The organism is Pseudomonas sp. GM74 (assembly GCF_000282455.1).
Taxonomy (GTDB): domain Bacteria; phylum Pseudomonadota; class Gammaproteobacteria; order Pseudomonadales; family Pseudomonadaceae; genus Aquipseudomonas.
Genome location: NZ_AKJG01000157.1, coordinates 18765 through 34796 on the forward strand (window position 1 = coordinate 18765; position 16032 = coordinate 34796).

At 60.5% G+C, this 16032-nt stretch carries 13 protein-coding genes; 9 read left to right on the forward strand and 4 right to left on the reverse strand.

From position 1 onward, the window contains the following. Positions 1-7 precede the first annotated feature (7 nt). Positions 8-1237, reverse strand: a complete 1230-nt coding sequence (locus tag PMI34_RS02650; protein ID WP_008053616.1) for an acyl-CoA dehydrogenase — start codon at positions 1235-1237, stop codon at positions 8-10. A gap of 164 nt (positions 1238-1401) precedes the next feature. Between PMI34_RS02650 and PMI34_RS02645 the strand changes: the two genes are divergently transcribed. From PMI34_RS02645 to PMI34_RS02635, 3 genes are all read left to right on the forward strand, one after another. Continuing rightward, positions 1402-2331, forward strand: a complete 930-nt coding sequence (locus PMI34_RS02645) for a LysR family transcriptional regulator (protein WP_008053617.1) — start codon at positions 1402-1404, stop codon at positions 2329-2331. 219 nt (positions 2332-2550) lie between these two features. After that, entirely contained in the window at positions 2551-2952 is a 402-nt protein-coding gene (locus PMI34_RS02640; protein ID WP_007980992.1) for a MerR family transcriptional regulator, read from the forward strand. 147 nt (positions 2953-3099) lie between these two features. Then, positions 3100-3999 carry a hydroxymethylglutaryl-CoA lyase gene (locus PMI34_RS02635; protein ID WP_008053619.1) on the forward strand — a complete coding sequence of 300 codons (900 nt, stop codon included), beginning with the start codon at positions 3100-3102 and terminating at the stop codon, positions 3997-3999. Between the two features lie 683 nt (positions 4000-4682). Here PMI34_RS02635 and PMI34_RS02630 read toward each other — a convergent pair. Next, positions 4683-6380, reverse strand: coding sequence for an AMP-binding protein (locus PMI34_RS02630; protein WP_008053621.1), 1698 nt, complete (start codon positions 6378-6380; stop codon positions 4683-4685). A 293-nt stretch (positions 6381-6673) separates the two neighbouring features. Here PMI34_RS02630 and PMI34_RS02625 point away from each other — a divergent pair, with 293 nt between their 5' ends. The 4 genes from PMI34_RS02625 (at position 6674) to PMI34_RS02610 (ending at position 12427) form a co-directional block, all read left to right on the forward strand. After that, positions 6674-7837, forward strand: a complete 1164-nt coding sequence (locus tag PMI34_RS02625) for an isovaleryl-CoA dehydrogenase (RefSeq protein ID WP_008053622.1) — start codon at positions 6674-6676, stop codon at positions 7835-7837. A 97-nt stretch (positions 7838-7934) separates the two neighbouring features. Next, a complete protein-coding gene (locus PMI34_RS02620) occupies positions 7935-9539 on the forward strand; it encodes a carboxyl transferase domain-containing protein (protein ID WP_008053629.1) in 1605 nt (534 codons plus the stop codon). 117 nt (positions 9540-9656) lie between these two features. Further along, a complete protein-coding gene (locus tag PMI34_RS02615; protein WP_008053631.1) occupies positions 9657-10472 on the forward strand; it encodes a gamma-carboxygeranoyl-CoA hydratase in 816 nt (271 codons plus the stop codon). After that, positions 10472-12427, forward strand: coding sequence for an acetyl/propionyl/methylcrotonyl-CoA carboxylase subunit alpha (locus PMI34_RS02610; RefSeq protein ID WP_008053633.1), 1956 nt, complete (start codon positions 10472-10474; stop codon positions 12425-12427). The genes PMI34_RS02615 and PMI34_RS02610 overlap by 1 nt, the downstream gene beginning before the upstream one ends. A 39-nt stretch (positions 12428-12466) precedes the next feature. On the opposite strand, the gene PMI34_RS02605 is transcribed toward PMI34_RS02610, so the two are convergent. Then, the gene (locus PMI34_RS02605) at positions 12467-13114 is read right to left on the reverse strand and encodes a LexA family protein (RefSeq protein ID WP_008053634.1); all 648 of its coding nucleotides are present in this window, start codon (positions 13112-13114) and stop codon (positions 12467-12469) included. A 129-nt stretch (positions 13115-13243) separates the two neighbouring features. Between PMI34_RS02605 and PMI34_RS02600 the strand changes: the two genes are divergently transcribed. Continuing rightward, positions 13244-13585: a DUF6124 family protein gene (locus PMI34_RS02600; protein WP_008053635.1), complete on the forward strand. Its 342-nt coding sequence runs from the start codon at positions 13244-13246 to the stop codon at positions 13583-13585. A 421-nt stretch (positions 13586-14006) separates the two neighbouring features. Here PMI34_RS02600 and PMI34_RS02595 read toward each other — a convergent pair whose 3' ends face one another. After that, positions 14007-14609: a class I SAM-dependent methyltransferase gene (locus tag PMI34_RS02595; protein WP_008053636.1), complete on the reverse strand. Its 603-nt coding sequence runs from the start codon at positions 14607-14609 to the stop codon at positions 14007-14009. A 398-nt stretch (positions 14610-15007) separates the two neighbouring features. On the opposite strand from PMI34_RS02595, the gene PMI34_RS02590 reads away from it, so the two are divergent. After that, a partial coding sequence (locus tag PMI34_RS02590; protein WP_008053638.1) for a hypothetical protein occupies positions 15008-16032 on the forward strand: 1025 nt, incomplete at its 3' end.

Here is a 16032-nt window from a genome sequence, read left to right on the forward strand (position 1 = left end):
GTGCCTGTCAGTGCCCGCTACGCATCATCTCTTTCGGCACATATTTGCCGATTTCGAACTTGCCGATCGCCGCACGGTGCACTTCGTCCGGGCCGTCGGCCAGGCGCAGGGTGCGCTGCATCGCGTACATGTAGGCCAGCGGGAAATCGTTGGAAACCCCTGCCCCGCCATGGATCTGGATCGCCCGGTCGATCACCCGCAACGCCACGTTCGGCGCCACGACCTTGATCTGCGCGATCTCGCTTTTCGCCACTTTGTTGCCGACGGTGTCCATCATGTAAGCCGCTTTCAATGTCAGCAGGCGTGCCATGTCGATTTCCATCCGCGAGTCGGCGATCTTGTCGATGTTGCCGCCCAGGCGCGCCAGCGGCTTGCCGAACGCCGTGCGGCTCACCGAGCGCTTGCACATCAGTTCCAGTGCGCGCTCGGCCATGCCGATCGAACGCATGCAGTGGTGAATCCGGCCAGGGCCAAGGCGACCTTGTGCGATTTCGAAGCCGCGGCCTTCGCCCAACAGGACGTTTTCGTACGGCACCCGCACGTTTTCGAAGTGCACTTCGGCGTGCCCATGAGGTGCATCGTCGTAACCGAACACCGGCAGCGGACGCACGATCTTCACACCAGGCGCATCCACCGGCACCAGAATCATCGAGTGCTGGGCGTGACGAGGCGCATCTGGATTGCTCAGGCCCATGAAGATCAGGATTTTGCAGCGCGGGTCGCAAGCACCCGAGGTCCACCACTTCTTGCCGTTGATCACCCACTCGTCGCCATCGCGCACGGCACGGGCGGCCATGTTGGTGGCGTCGGAGGATGCGACATCCGGTTCGGTCATGGCGAATGCCGAGCGGATCTCGCCGCGCAGCAAGGGTTCGAGCCAGCGTTGTTTCTGCTCTTCGTTGGCGTAACGCACCAGCACCTCCATGTTGCCGGTGTCTGGTGCCGAGCAGTTGAACGGCTCTGGTCCCAGCAACGAGCGGCCCATGATTTCCGCCAGTGGCGCGTATTCGAGGTTGGTCAGGCCTGCACCCAGTTCGGACTCAGGCAGAAACAAATTCCACAGGCCTTCGGCCTTGGCCTTGAGTTTGAGTTCTTCCATGATCGCGGTCGGCTGCCAGCGATCGCCCTCGGCGACCTGACGCTCGAACACGGCTTCGGCGGGATAGACGTAGGTGTCCATGAACGCTGTTACGCGCTCACGCAGTTCCTGAACCTTGGGCGAATAAGCGAAATCCATGAGCGAGATACCTTCTTGGGGGAGGTTGTTTAGGTCATGTATCGATGCTAGAACAGCGTTGATAATTTACCTAGCCTATTCTCGGCGTGTATAAACATTCATCACCGATATATGATCGACTGATCGTCACGGTCAGTCCGCCCACACAATAAGAGAGCCGCGTAATGAATCTGAGCAAGGTCGATCTCAACCTTTTCATCGTCTTCGACGCGATCTACACCGAAGCCAACCTGACCCGTGCCGGGCAGATTGTGGGCATTACCCAGCCTGCGGTGTCGAACGCCCTGGCCCGGTTGCGCGAGACCTTCAACGACCCGCTGTTCGTACGCACCGCCCAAGGCATGGTGCCCACGCCCATGGCGCAGAACATCATCGGCCCGGTGCGCAACGCACTCTCGCTGCTGCGCGTGTCGGTGCAGGAAAGCCGTATTTTCAACCCCCAGCAAGCGGTCAAGACCTACCGCATCAGCATGACCGACCTGACCGAAGCGGTGATCCTGCCGCCGCTGTTCCAGCGCCTGCGCCGCCTGGCGCCGACGGTGATCATCGAAAGCTTCCTGTCCAAACGCCGCGAAACCACCAAGGAACTGGCCGCCGGTCGCCTCGACTTCGCGGTGGATGCGCCGCTCAACACCGACCCGCAGGTGCGTCACGTCAAATTGATGGAGGACCGCTATGTGTGCGCCATGCGCAAGGGGCATCCGCTGGCGGGCAAGGAGAAACTCACGCTGGACGATTACCTGGGCCTGACCCACATCCATATTTCCAGCCGACGCAGTGGCCTCGGCTATGTCGATCTGGCGCTGGGCAAGATGGGCATCCAGCGCAAGATTGCCCTGCGCTCCCAGCATTACCTGATGGCCTCGCAAGTGTTGCAGCAGACCGACATGGTCATGACCGTGCCGGAACGCTTCGCCCGCCGTAACGACCTGCATGCCTTTTATCTGCCGGTCAACGATGTGCCGCCGGTGGAAACCCACCTTTACTGGCACGAAAGCACCGACCAGGACCCGGCGAACCGCTGGATGCGCGAGCAGATGATCGAGTTGTGCCAGCAGGTGACGGCGCAGGAGAAAAAGCTCGAGAAGGTGTAAGGCTCGATACCGGGGTACCCCTATCGCGAGCAAGCTCGCTCCCACAGGGATCTGTGCAGGGCACCAGTTTTGTGTCCACTGAAGATCCAATGTGGGAGCGGGCTTGCTCCGGGCGGCGTTCCGACGAAGGGGCCAGCAAGAACACTGAAAATTCACGCCCCTTGACGTAAACGTCAACCTGCCATTAGCTTAGCGCCATGACCTTTTGCGAGCGCGCCCATGAGCAGCCAGACCTACAGCATTTCCGACCTCGCCCGCGAGCTCGACATCACCACTCGCGCCATTCGCTTTTATGAAGAGCAAGGCCTGCTCAGCCCCGAGCGCCGTGGCCAGGAACGCATTTACTCGCCCCGCGACAAGGTCAGCCTGAAGCTGATCCTGCGGGGCAAGCGCATCGGTTTCTCCCTGGCTGAATGCCGCGAGCTGATCGAGCTCTACGACCCGTCCAGCGGTAACACTAAACAGTTGCACAGCATGCTGGCGAAAATCAGCGAGCGCCGGGAGCAGCTTGAACAGCAGTTGCTGGACATCGAACAAATGAAACTGGAACTGGATACCGCCGAAGAGCGCTGCGTGCAGGCGCTGGAGCAGACGCTCAAGAGCCAGGAATCGATTCAGTAAATCCACACTATCCACTGTGGGAGCGAGCTTGCTCGCGATAGCGGAGTGTCAGTCACCAAAAATGTTGAATGTGATGCCCTCATCGCGAGCAAGCTCGCTCCCACAGGGTTCTCAGCGCATTCAGACGATAACAACAGGTCGAACCCCATGTCCCTCCCCACCCACGTACGCATTGTCGAAGTCGGCCCACGCGACGGCCTGCAAAATGAAGCCCGGCCCATCAGTGTTACCGACAAGGTGCAACTGGTCGACGCACTGACCGCAGCCGGGCTCGGCTATATAGAAGTCGGCAGTTTCGTTTCGCCCAAGTGGGTGCCGCAGATGGCCGGCTCCGCCGAGGTCTTCGCGCAGATCCGGCGCAAAACCGGTGTGGTCTACGGCGCGCTCGCCCCCAACCTGCGCGGTTTCGAAGATGCCCTCGCCGCCGGGGTCAAGGAAGTGGCCGTATTCGCCGCGGCGTCCGAGGCGTTCTCCCAGCGCAACATCAATTGCTCGATCAGTGAAAGCCTGGAGCGTTTCGCGCCGATCATGGACGCCGCCAGACAACATGGGGTGACCGTGCGCGGGTATGTGTCCTGCGTGCTGGGCTGCCCCTATGAAGGTAACGTCGCCCCCGAGCAGGTTGCCGTGGTCGCCCGCGAGCTTTATGCCATGGGCTGCTACGAGGTCTCGCTGGGGGACACCATCGGCACCGGCACCGCTGGCGCCACCCGCAGGATGTTTGAAGTGGTATCGAAGGATGTGCCCCGGGAGAAACTGGCAGGTCACTTCCACGACACCTACGGCCAGGCTGTGGCCAACATCTACGCCAGCCTGCTGGAAGGCATCTCGGTGTTCGACAGCTCCATCGCAGGTCTCGGCGGCTGCCCCTATGCCAAGGGCGCCAGCGGTAACGTCGCCACCGAAGACGTGGTTTACCTGCTCAACGGCCTGGGCATCGACACCGGAATCGACCTTGAAGCCTTGGTGCTCGCCGGCCAGCAGATTTGCACGGTTTTGGGTCGCCCTACCGGTTCCCGCGTGGCCAAGGCCCGCAGCGCACAGTGAGTGCGCTGAGTGTGTCCGGGTGTTACCGCTGCGTCTGAAACGTGGGCGCAAGCGAGTAACACGGAAACAAAATGTAGGGTTTTGCCTGAGGCGAAAAACCTTACAAATCTGTAAATAGCTGATTTTAAAGGCTTTTATAAAGTTGGCATGCCTCCTGCTATATCTATCGCACAACAAGAATAAAAAAATTGCGGCAAACCTAATAAAAACAAGACGTAACGACTCTGACATAACAAAAACAACACGGCAGAGACGCAGCTAACAGATTTTTTTGGAGAAGATGTGCTTTTCAGGGTGCTTTTCGGAGTTACCCGCAACCAGACAGAGAATAATAAAACTACCTTCAGGTAGCTCCCGTACTGGTTGGATCGCTCAGCGAGAAAGTAGATCAGCGCTCAAAAAAATACGTTTGCTCTTGATCCCGGATGGGGATCGCCAAAAACAGCGGTAAAGGGCAACGGTTGCCAAAAACAAAAACAGACCGACCCTCAATAATAAAAAAAGAGCACGCGCAACGAAATTAAAGGGGAGCTTCGGCTCCCCTTTGTGCTGTCTGGCGTTCAGGTTTTCCTCGATCAAAACTGTGGGAGCGGGCTTGCTCGCGAAGGCGGCGCTTCAGTCAATACATGTATCAACTGATCCGACGCTTTCGCGAGCAAGCCCGCTCCCACATTGGGTTGTGGTCAGGCTTTGTTGATGCGCAACTCCTCGATACTGATCTCGCGCATCCGGAATTTCTGGATCTTGCCAGTCACCGTCATCGGAAACTCCTCGACGAACTTGAAGTAACGCGGCGTCTTGAAGTGGGCGATGCGCTCCTTGCACCAGGCTTGCAACTCTTGCTCGGTGGCGCTGTGGCCGGGGTGAAACTTGATCCAGGCGACGATCTCTTCACCATATCGCGAACACGGGATACCAATTACCTGCACGTCGGCCACGGCCGGATGGGTGAAGAAAAACTCTTCCAGCTCCCGCGGGTAAATATTCTCGCCGCCCCGGATAATCATGTCCTTGTTGCGCCCGGCAATGCACACATAACCCTCGTCATTCATGCTCGCCAGGTCGCCGGTATGCATCCAGCCTGCCTGATCGATGGCTTGTGCGGTGCCTTCAGGGTTGTTCCAGTAACCCAGCATCACGCTGTAACCACGAGTGCACAGTTCACCGATGGTGCCGCGCGGCACCAGGTTGCCCGCTTCGTCGATGATCTTGCTTTCAAGCTGCGGCTGGGTACGGCCGACGGTGGTCACGCGCAGTTCCAGGTCGTCTGACGGACCGGTCTGCAACGACACCGGACTGGTTTCCGTCATGCCGTAGGCAATCTGCACTTCGCTCATGTGCATTTCGCTGATGACCCGGCGCATCACTTCGATAGGACAGGTCGCGCCCGCCATGATCCCGGTGCGCAGGCTCGACAGATCGAATTCGGCACGTTGTGGTTGATCGAGCATGGCGATGAACATGGTCGGCACGCCGTACAGCGCCGTGGCTTTTTCGTCAGCCACAGTGCTGAGGGTCAGCAACGGATCGAACGCGTCGTTTGGATAAATCATCGTGCTGCCATGGGTGATGCAACCGAGGTTGCCCATGACCATGCCGAAGCAGTGATACAACGGTACCGGGATCACCAGGCGATCGGCTGCCGTCAGCCCCAGGCTTTCGCCGACCATGTAGCCGTTGTTGAGAATGTTGTAGTGACTGAGGGTCGCGCCCTTGGGGAACCCGGTGGTGCCGGAGGTGTACTGGATGTTCACCGGCTGATCGAAATGCAGGCTGTCCTGGCGCTCACGCAACTGCTCGACCGTGACGCTGCCAGCCAGATCGGCCAGTTGCGACCATGGCAGGAAACCCGATGGCGGCTGCGCATCCAGGCTGATGACGCCACGCAACTCCGGCAACCGTTCGCTGTGCAACTTGCCGATGGATTGCTCGGCCAACTCCGGCACCAGCCCTTGCAGCATCGCGTGATAGTTCGAGGACTTGAAGGCCCCGGCGCACACCAGCCATTGGCAGCCTGATTGCTTCAGTACGTATTCGAGTTCGGAACTGCGATAGGCGGGGTTGATGTTGACCAGGATCACGCCAATTTTCGCGGTGGCAATCTGGCTGATGCACCACTGCGCACAGTTCGGAGCCCAGATACCGAGGCGGTCCCCGGCTTGCAGCCCCAGCGCCAGCAGTGCTCTGGCGTGCAGGTCCGCAGCCTCGGCCAATTGCCGCCAGGTGTAACGCAGCTGCTGATGGCGCACCACCAGCGCCTCCCCGTCCGGGTACTGCGCAACCGTGTTGTCGAACGCCTGGCCGATGGTCATCGCCAGCAAGGCTTTGTCCTGGGTACCACGGGTGTAACTGCGTTGCGGGCTTGCACTGGGTTGATCCATGACGACCCCTATTGTCTTTATTTATGGGCTACCGGCGGTCTCTTGTGGGAGCGGGCTTGCTCGCGAAAGCGGCGTATCAGACAACATGAATGTCGACTGACAGGACGCCTTCGCGAGCAAGCCCGCTCCCACAGAATGGGTCCGCGTTCTATCTTGAACTGGCTCTACTCTCGCTCAAGTTGACGTTAACGTAAAGGGTGATTGACAGCCATTCGTCACAGGCTTACGTTAACGTAAAGGTGAGAACCGAATCACGGTCCTCCCCACCCGACAAAAAAGCCAAAAGGTGACCCATGAGCTATCCATCCCTGAACTTTGCCCTCGGTGAAACCATCGACATGCTGCGCGATCAGGTTCAGTCCTTCGTCGCCAAGGAGATCGCCCCGCGCGCCGCTCAGATCGACATCGACAACCTGTTCCCCGCCGACCTGTGGCGCAAATTCGGCGACATGGGCCTGCTGGGCATTACTGTGCCGGAAGAGTACGGCGGTGCCGGCCTGGGTTACCTGGCTCACGTGGTGGCCATGGAAGAAATCAGCCGTGGCTCGGCCTCGGTGGCCTTGTCCTACGGCGCCCACTCCAACCTGTGCGTCAACCAGATCAACCGCAACGGCAACCACGAACAGAAATCCAAGTACCTGCCCAAGCTGATCAGCGGTGAACACATCGGCGCCCTGGCCATGAGCGAGCCGAATGCCGGTTCCGACGTGGTGTCGATGAAACTGCGCGCCGACAAACGCGGCGACAAGTATGTGCTCAACGGCAGCAAGACCTGGATCACCAATGGTCCGGACGCCAACACCTACGTGATCTACGCCAAGACCGACCTGGAAAAGGGCCCCCACGGCATCACCGCCTTCATCGTCGAGCGCGACTGGAAAGGCTTCAGCCGCAGCAACAAGTTCGACAAGCTCGGCATGCGCGGTTCGAACACCTGCGAGCTGTTTTTCGATGACGTCGAAGTGCCGGAAGAAAACATCCTCGGCGTGCTCAACGGCGGCGTGAAAGTGCTGATGAGCGGCCTCGACTACGAGCGCGTCGTGCTCTCGGGCGGCCCGACCGGGATCATGCAGGCGTGCATGGACCTGATCGTGCCGTACATCCACGACCGCAAGCAGTTCGGCCAAAGCATCGGTGAGTTCCAGCTGATCCAGGGCAAGGTCGCCGACATGTACACCCAACTCAACGCCAGCCGCGCCTACCTGTACGCCGTGGCCCAGGCTTGCGAGCGCGGCGAAACCACGCGCAAGGACGCCGCCGGCGTGATCCTCTACAGCGCCGAACGCGCCACGCAAATGGCCCTCGACGCGATCCAGATTCTCGGCGGCAACGGCTACATCAATGAATTCCCGGCCGGTCGTCTGCTGCGTGACGCCAAGCTGTACGAAATCGGCGCGGGCACCAGTGAGATCCGTCGCATGCTGATCGGTCGCGAACTGTTCAACGAGACGAAATAAATTTCGTCAGCTGCAAGCGCCAAGCTTCAAGCCACAAGCTGAAGCGGTCCTCTTGCAGCTTGTAGCTTGCCGCTCAAAGCTGCTTACGGAGTAAGCCATGATTTTGCATACCCAGCTCAACCCCCGTTCAGCGGAGTTCGCCACCAACAGCGCGGCGATGCTCAAGCAAGTCGACGCGTTGCACACCCTGCTCGCCCAAGTGGCGCAAGGTGGCGGCCCGAAGGCTCAGGAACGCCACACCTCGCGGGGCAAACTGCTGCCTCGCGAGCGCATCAACCGCCTGCTCGATCCGGGTTCGCCGTTTCTGGAGATCAGCCAACTGGCGGCGTACGAGGTGTATGGCGAAGACGTCCCCGCCGCTGGCGTGATTGCCGGGATCGGCCGTGTGGAAGGTGTCGAATGCATGATCGTCGCCAACGATGCCACCGTAAAAGGTGGCTCGTATTACCCCCTGACGGTGAAAAAACACCTGCGCGCCCAGACCATCGCCCAGCAGAACCGCCTGCCGTGCATCTATCTGGTGGACTCGGGCGGCGCCAACCTGCCGCGCCAGGATGAAGTGTTTCCGGACCGCGAGCACTTCGGGCGGATCTTCTTCAATCAGGCCAACATGAGCGCAATGGGCATCCCGCAGATTGCCGTGGTCATGGGTTCCTGCACCGCTGGCGGCGCCTATGTACCGGCGATGGCCGACGAAGCGATCATGGTCCGCGAACAGGCGACCATCTTCCTCGCCGGCCCTCCACTGGTGAAGGCCGCGACCGGTGAAGTGGTCAGCGCCGAAGACCTCGGCGGGGCCGATGTGCACTGCAAGATTTCCGGTGTAGCCGACCATTACGCCGAGAGCGACGAACACGCCCTGGCTCTGGCACGCCGCAGTGTCGCCAACCTCAACTGGCGCAAGCTGGGTGAGGTTCAGCAACGCGCTCCGGTCGCCCCGCTGTACGGCAGCGACGAGTTGTACGGCGTGGTCCCGGCCGACGCCAAGCAACCCTTTGACGTGCGTGAAGTGATTGCGCGACTGGTGGATGGTTCGGTGTTCGACGAGTTCAAGGCGCTGTTCGGGACAACGCTGGTCTGCGGTTTTGCTTACCTGCACGGGTACCCGATCGCGATCCTCGCCAACAACGGCATTCTTTTCGCTGAAGCGGCGCAGAAAGGCGCGCACTTCATTGAACTGGCGTGCCAGCGCGGCATTCCGTTGTTGTTCCTGCAAAACATCACCGGCTTCATGGTCGGCCAGAAATACGAAGCCGGCGGTATTGCCAAGCACGGCGCGAAACTGGTGACGGCGGTGGCTTGCGCCAAGGTGCCGAAGTTCACGGTGATCATCGGCGGCAGTTTCGGTGCCGGTAACTACGGCATGTGCGGTCGCGCCTACGACCCGCGCTTTTTGTGGATGTGGCCGAATGCGCGCATTGGCGTGATGGGCGCCGAACAGGCGGCCGGCGTGCTGGTGCAGGTCAAGCGCGAACAGGCCGAACGCGGTGGCCATGGTTTCAGTGCCGAGCAGGAGGCCGAGATCAAGCAACCGATCCTCGACCAGTATGAAGAACAGGGTCACCCCTATTATTCCAGCGCGCGCCTGTGGGACGACGGTGTCATCGACCCGGCCCAGACCCGCGACGTACTGGCCCTGGCCTTGTCCGCGTCGTTGAACGCGCCAATCGAACCGAGCCGCTTCGGCGTGTTCCGGATGTGATTTTCTGTGGGAGCGGGCTTGTGTGGCGAGGGAGCTTGCTCCTGTTCGATTGCGCAGCAATCGTAAAATCGTTTCGCGAGCAAGCCCGCTCCCACAAGGACCGTGGAGACGGACACTATGAGCGACTTCAACACCCTCGAACTGCTGAGCGATCCAAGGGGTTTTGCGACTCTCTGGCTCAGCCGCGAAGAAAAGAACAACGCGTTCAACGCACAGATGATCCGCGAGCTGATCCTTGCCCTCGATAAAGTCGCGAGCGATGCCAGCCTGCGGTTTCTGATCGTGCGCGGTCGCGGCAAGCATTTCAGTGCCGGCGCCGATCTGGCCTGGATGCAGCAATCGGCCGAGCTCGATTACGCCACCAACCTCGATGACGCCCGGGAACTGGCGGAGTTGATGTACAACCTGGCCAAACTGAAAATTCCGACCCTGGCGGTGGTGCAAGGCGCAGCCTTTGGTGGCGCATTGGGCCTGATCAGTTGCTGCGACATGGCCATCGGCGCCGATGATGCGCAGTTCTGCCTGTCCGAAGTGCGCATCGGCCTGGCCCCGGCCGTGATCAGCCCGTTCGTGGTGCAAGCCATCGGCGAGCGTGCGACCCGTCGCTATGCCTTGACCGCTGAGCGCTTCGGCGGGCAACGGGCACGGGAAATCGGTTTGTTGTCGGAGAGCTATGCAAGTGCCGAGCTGGAACAGAAAGTCGAGCAATGGATCGACAATCTGCTGCTTAACAGTCCGGCCGCGATGCGCGCCAGCAAGGACCTGTTGCGCGAAGTCGGCGACGGCTCACTGACCCCGGCATTGCGCCGCTACACCGAAAACGCCATCGCCCGCATCCGCGTCAGCCCCGAAGGCCAGGAAGGCCTGCGCGCCTTTCTGCAAAAGCGTCCGCCGAGCTGGCAAGCCGAAACCACCACCAAGGAGCCCCGTTGATGAGCGCACCTGTCCTCACCACCCTGCTGGTGGCCAACCGTGGCGAAATCGCTTGCCGGGTGATGCGTACCGCCAAGGCCCTGGGCCTGACCACCGTGGCCGTGCACAGCGCCACCGACCGAGACGCCCGGCACAGCCGCGAAGCCGACATTCGGGTTGATCTCGGTGGCAGCAAAGCCGCCGACAGCTATCTGCAGATCGACAAACTGATCGCCGCCGCCAAAGCCAGCGGCGCCCAGGCGATTCACCCCGGCTACGGCTTTCTGTCGGAGAACGCCGGGTTCGCCCGCGCCATCGAAAACGCCGGCCTGATCTTCCTCGGTCCGCCCGCCTCGGCCATCGACGCCATGGGCAGCAAGTCCGCCGCCAAAGCCTTGATGGAGACCGCTGGCGTGCCGCTGGTGCCCGGTTATCACGGCGAAGCCCAGGACCTGGAAACCTTCCGCGCCGCCTGCGAACGCATCGGCTACCCGGTGCTGCTCAAGGCCACGGCCGGGGGCGGCGGCAAAGGCATGAAAGTGGTCGAGGACGTCAGCCAACTGGCCGAAGCCCTGGCCTCGGCCCAGCGTGAGGCGCAATCGTCGTTCGGCGACTCGCGGATGCTGGTGGAGAAATACCTGCTCAAGCCACGTCACGTGGAAATCCAGGTGTTCGCCGACCAGCACGGCAACTGCCTGTACCTCAACGAACGTGACTGCTCGATTCAGCGCCGTCACCAGAAAGTCGTCGAAGAAGCGCCGGCACCTGGCCTGAGCCCGGAGCTGCGGCGTGCCATGGGTGAGGCCGCCGTGCGTTCGGCGCAGGCCATCGGTTATGTCGGTGCCGGCACCGTGGAGTTTCTGCTGGATGCGCGGGGCGAGTTCTTCTTCATGGAGATGAACACCCGCCTGCAAGTCGAACACCCGGTCACCGAAGCCATCACCGGCCTTGACCTGGTGGCCTGGCAGATTCGCGTGGCCCGCGGCGAAGCATTGCCGATGACTCAGGACCAGGTGCCGCTGGTGGGTCATGCAATCGAAGTGCGTCTGTATGCCGAAGACCCGGGCAACGACTTCCTGCCGGCGACCGGTCGTCTGGAGTTGTATCGCGAATCCGCCCAAGGGCCAGGGCGTCGAGTGGACAGCGGCGTTGAAGAAGGCGACGAGATCTCGCCGTTCTACGACCCGATGCTCGGCAAGTTGATTGCCTGGGGCGAAGACCGTGAACAGGCGCGCTTGCGCCTGCTGAGCATGCTCGACGAATTTGCCATCGGCGGGTTGAAGACCAACATCAATTTCCTGCGACGCATCATTGGCCACCCGGCATTTGCCGCTGCCGAACTCGATACCGGCTTCATTCCGCGCTATCAGGAACAGTTGCTGCCGACGCCAGCGCAACTCAGCGACGATTTCTGGCAAGCCGCCGCCCAGGCGATTGCCCAGAGCCAGCCACATGCAACCCGCGCCGATGACCCGAGTTCACCGTGGGCGGCGCGTAATGGCCTGCGTGCCGGTTTGCCGAGAGAAATCACCCTTCACTTGAGCTGTGAAGGCCAGGACCGGGCGCTGACCCTGGGCGACATCAATGCCCACAGCGCTCGGCTCAATGGCGAGCAACTGCTGACCGAGCAGGCCGGTGTGCGCCGTCAACACCGCGCAATACGCCGTGGCGATTACGTGTATTTGCAGTGGGATGGCGAGTTGCACCGCATCGAGTCTTACGACCCGATAAGCGCCGTCGAGGCCAGCCACAGCCATCAGGGCGGACTGACCGCCCCCATGAACGGCAGCATCGTCCGCGTGCTGGTGGAGGCCGGGCAATCGGTCGAAGCCGGAGCGCAATTGGTGGTGCTGGAAGCGATGAAGATGGAGCACAGCATTCGCGCGCCCCATGCCGGGGTGATCAAGGCGCTGTATTGCCAGGAAGGCGAGATGGTCAGCGAAGGCAGTGCGCTGGTCGAACTGGAAGAAGCGTGAAATGAAGATCGGTCCTGCGCATCGCGAGGACCGATCTGATCAAAACCTGGCTGTTGCCTGAACCACTACACCGATGATTCGACACTCTTCGGTGTACAAGGCTTTCGGATACGTCGGATTGAGCGGGACCAGGTAACGCTGCCCGCCCTCTTCGATGAGCTTGCGGAACGTGGCTTCGGCGCTGTCCGGCCACTGGGCAATGACCAGTTTGCCAGGCTCGGCGTCTACCGCAGGGTCCACCAGAATCAGCATGCCTTCCGGGATGCTCATGCCATTGGGTGCGGTCATCGCATCGCCTGCCACTCTCAACCAGAATGCCGGCCCCCGGGCGTGGTAATCGGACAGTTCAAAGTGCCCTTTTCCGTACGCCGGGACCTCGCCGTCGCGCACTTCGACAGGTTCGCGCCAATCACTGACCGGATAGCGGAAGTACGGGTTGTACTTCTGTGTCAGGGGAATTTCGTCGTCCGTTGACGCCTGCGGTTCCCGGATCACCAGCGCCACTTCGAGAAACTCAAGGCCCAGTGCCCGCAGCACACGGTTCATGTCTTCGATGCCGGGTTCACGACGTTTGTTGAGCCAGTGACCAATGCCGCCCTGGGACATCCCGAGGCGCTCGGCGAGTATCTCTTGAGTGATTTTGAGTTCACTCATCTTGGCCTTGACCAATTCAATCCATTTATCCATGTGCGGCACGATACGTGGACGACTCCGGCCATCAAAACACAAATTGTAGTATTTAAATTATCGTCACAAATACAGTTCGTATTATTATCGATTCACGGATCTGAATCTACCACGGAGCTTGCCATCGCCATGAACCCACCAGCCAATGACCGCCCGGACATGCAAATCGACAGCACCTTCACCTCGCCCCTGGACTCTGCGGCGGCACAACGCGCGCTGGACTATTACTTGAAACCGGCTATTTCGGAGGAAGTGTCCGAGCCGCGTTTTTTTGATGTGAACCGCAATATCAGCGGCGAAGAGGCGCTGGTTCATGCCCTGGACCTGTTGCGCTGTGCTGCCGCCACCGCGCACGAGTCAGCCAGTCACCTGCAAGGCGCAAGCCGCGACCTGGCGTTTTCGACGGTGCACATGATCGACATGGCCAAGGCGATGGTCGACCGATCGCTGGAGAAATATGAAAACGGTTGAGGTGAGAAGGCAAATCGAGAGGACAGGAAAGAGTTTTTCTGTCGAGCAGGTAAAAATGTTTGACTTGCAAACGAGAATGATTATTATTGCACCAGCTGGTCGCGAGATCAGTCGATGGACCAGGTGACCTTAGGTCGGTCTCCTGGACTATCTCCTCATCAGGCTAATCACGGTTTTTGACCCGGCTTTTTGCCGGGTCTTTTTTTGTCCGCAGCATCCCGTATTTTTCCGAAAGACATAAGTTGTACGGCGCTTACTACTTGGTATCTTTGCGCAGCGTCCTCCCTTATGGCCATTCAGTAACTCAATGATTTCATTGGGAAATACTGTGGTTGGACAAGCCATCCCGATGCGTCCTGACCCGCAATATCTGCCCGGGCGAAGGCGAGCCCTGCATCCCGGGCCCGCGGTTCAGCATGGCTCAGCCAGGGAAATGCTGGTTGGCGATCGCCACCACTTCCTGCTCGGAGATCGGCGCAAGTGCCGCCACCGCCCAAAGGTCATAGGCCGGATGGGCACGCTGGATCGGCAGCACCATGTCGAAGCCGGCCGCTTGCAGGGAGCCGGTCAGGACCTTCTTGGTGAAACCGCAACGGTGCGCCATGAACACGTTGCCGTTGGCCATGGCCGGGCGATGGCCGTAGAGGATGTCGATGGGCGCGATCGGGCCGGCCGGTGAAAGGTAGGCCTCGTCGGTCAGCTTGTCTTCGGCCACCAGGGCGCACACCGATTGCAGGTCCGGGCAAGTGATGATCACGAAGCCGCCAGGCTTGAGGACGCGCTTGAACTCCGCCAGGGCTACCGGCACTTCATGGGGATAGAGATGCTCGATGTTGTGGCTGGAGAACAGCGCATCCACCGAAGCGTCCTTGACCTGGGACATGTCGGTCATGGTGCCGACGATGTCCGGGTTGACGCTCTCATCGATATCGAAGCGCAGCTCCTGCCACTGCTCCGAGGCGAAGCCCTTGGTCGTGCTGTTCTTGCTCTTTGGACCGCAACCTACATGGAGGAAGGTTTTCACAATCAGTTACTCGATCAAGGCCCTTGCCGGATGGCAAAAGGGGAAATGGGGGCATGTTCCACTGGCCAATGCCTGCCAACGGACGCCCGCGCACACTAGGGGAAGTGCTGGGCAAGGGTCAAGGTCATGGCAGCACAACGGCGTACCGATTGGTCAGCTCGCAAAGAATGGCGGAAACCCAAGATAGTGGCTATATGATATCCACCCATTACTATTCGAGCCTATAAAACGAAGAATTTTTATAACTAAAAGTTTAAAAAAGGCAAAAAGCCATCAAAAAGATTCTTAATGTTTTCACCGAATGTGTCGCTAATGACACGAGGGCTACCAAATTTCCGCCCAAGGCTACGGCGACAACGCTGGCAGCGCCGTAAATGACCCCTATACAGGATGCGTCCATGAGCTTTATTTCTTCGTTGACCCCAGCGCAAGTCGCTGCCCTGAGTACAACCACCATTGCTGGGCTTGCGACCCAGGATATTGCCGCCTTGAGCACCGCTCAGATCGCCGTGATGACCACTGCGCAGATCGCGGTCATCACCACGCCGAACATTGCCGTGCTTTCGACCGTGCAGGTGCCGGCACTGACGACTGCGCAGGTCGTAGCCCTGACCACCGCTCAGGTCACCGCACTGAAAACCACGCAGATCGCCGCGCTGACGACTACGCAAGTCGCTGCCTTCGAAACGACGGATATCGCTGCGCTGCCCATTGCCTCGCTCGCCAGCCTGACCACGGCCCAGACTGCCGCACTGACCACTGCACAGGTTGTCGCGCTGACCACTGCCCAGGTTGCCGCGCTGAAAACCACGCAAGTCGCAGCGCTGACCACCACGCAAGTGGCGGCCATGCAGGTCGCCGATGTCGCCGCGCTGACCACGGCCAGCGTCGTGGCCCTGACCACCGCTCAGGTGGCGGCGCTGACCACTGCCCAGGTCGCAGCGCTGACCCCGACCCAGGTCGGTGCTCTGGAAACCGCCGACGTGGCCGCCTTGACCACCGCTCAGGTGGTGGCCCTGACCACCGCCCAGGTCGCCGCGCTGAAAACCACACAGATCGCTGCCTTGACCACCACCCAAGTGGCGGCCATCGAAACCGCTGACATCGCCGCCTTGCCAGTGGCCAGCGTCGCCGCCCTGACCACCGCGCAGACCGCTGCCCTGACCACCGCCCAGGTCGTGGCCCTGACCACCGCCCAGGTGGCCGCGCTGAAACCGGCCCAGGTGGCTGCACTGACCACCACGCAAGTGGCGGCCATGCAGGCCGCCGATGTCGCCGCACTGACCACCGCTAACGTCGTCGCCCTGACCACCGCCCAGGTCGCGGCATTGACCACCGCGCAGATCGCGGCACTGAAACCGACCCAGATCAGTGCCCTGGAAACCGCCGACGTGGCCGCCTTGACCACCGCTCAGGTGGTGGC

What these genes read in the sequence shown, in the direction of transcription:
- PMI34_RS02650 (WP_008053616.1), bottom strand. Translation starts at nt 1,237, where the DNA reads ATGGATTTCGCTTATTCGCCCAAGGTTCAGGAACTGCGTGAGCGCGTA.
- PMI34_RS02645 (WP_008053617.1), top strand. Translation starts at nt 1,402, where the DNA reads ATGAATCTGAGCAAGGTCGATCTCAACCTTTTCATCGTCTTCGACGCG.
- PMI34_RS02640 (WP_007980992.1), top strand. Translation starts at nt 2,551, where the DNA reads ATGAGCAGCCAGACCTACAGCATTTCCGACCTCGCCCGCGAGCTCGAC.
- PMI34_RS02635 (WP_008053619.1), top strand. Translation starts at nt 3,100, where the DNA reads ATGTCCCTCCCCACCCACGTACGCATTGTCGAAGTCGGCCCACGCGAC.
- PMI34_RS02630 (WP_008053621.1), bottom strand. Translation starts at nt 6,380, where the DNA reads ATGGATCAACCCAGTGCAAGCCCGCAACGCAGTTACACCCGTGGTACC.
- PMI34_RS02625 (WP_008053622.1), top strand. Translation starts at nt 6,674, where the DNA reads ATGAGCTATCCATCCCTGAACTTTGCCCTCGGTGAAACCATCGACATG.
- PMI34_RS02620 (WP_008053629.1), top strand. Translation starts at nt 7,935, where the DNA reads ATGATTTTGCATACCCAGCTCAACCCCCGTTCAGCGGAGTTCGCCACC.
- PMI34_RS02615 (WP_008053631.1), top strand. Translation starts at nt 9,657, where the DNA reads ATGAGCGACTTCAACACCCTCGAACTGCTGAGCGATCCAAGGGGTTTT.
- PMI34_RS02610 (WP_008053633.1), top strand. Translation starts at nt 10,472, where the DNA reads ATGAGCGCACCTGTCCTCACCACCCTGCTGGTGGCCAACCGTGGCGAA.
- PMI34_RS02605 (WP_008053634.1), bottom strand. Translation starts at nt 13,114, where the DNA reads ATGGATAAATGGATTGAATTGGTCAAGGCCAAGATGAGTGAACTCAAA.
- PMI34_RS02600 (WP_008053635.1), top strand. Translation starts at nt 13,244, where the DNA reads ATGAACCCACCAGCCAATGACCGCCCGGACATGCAAATCGACAGCACC.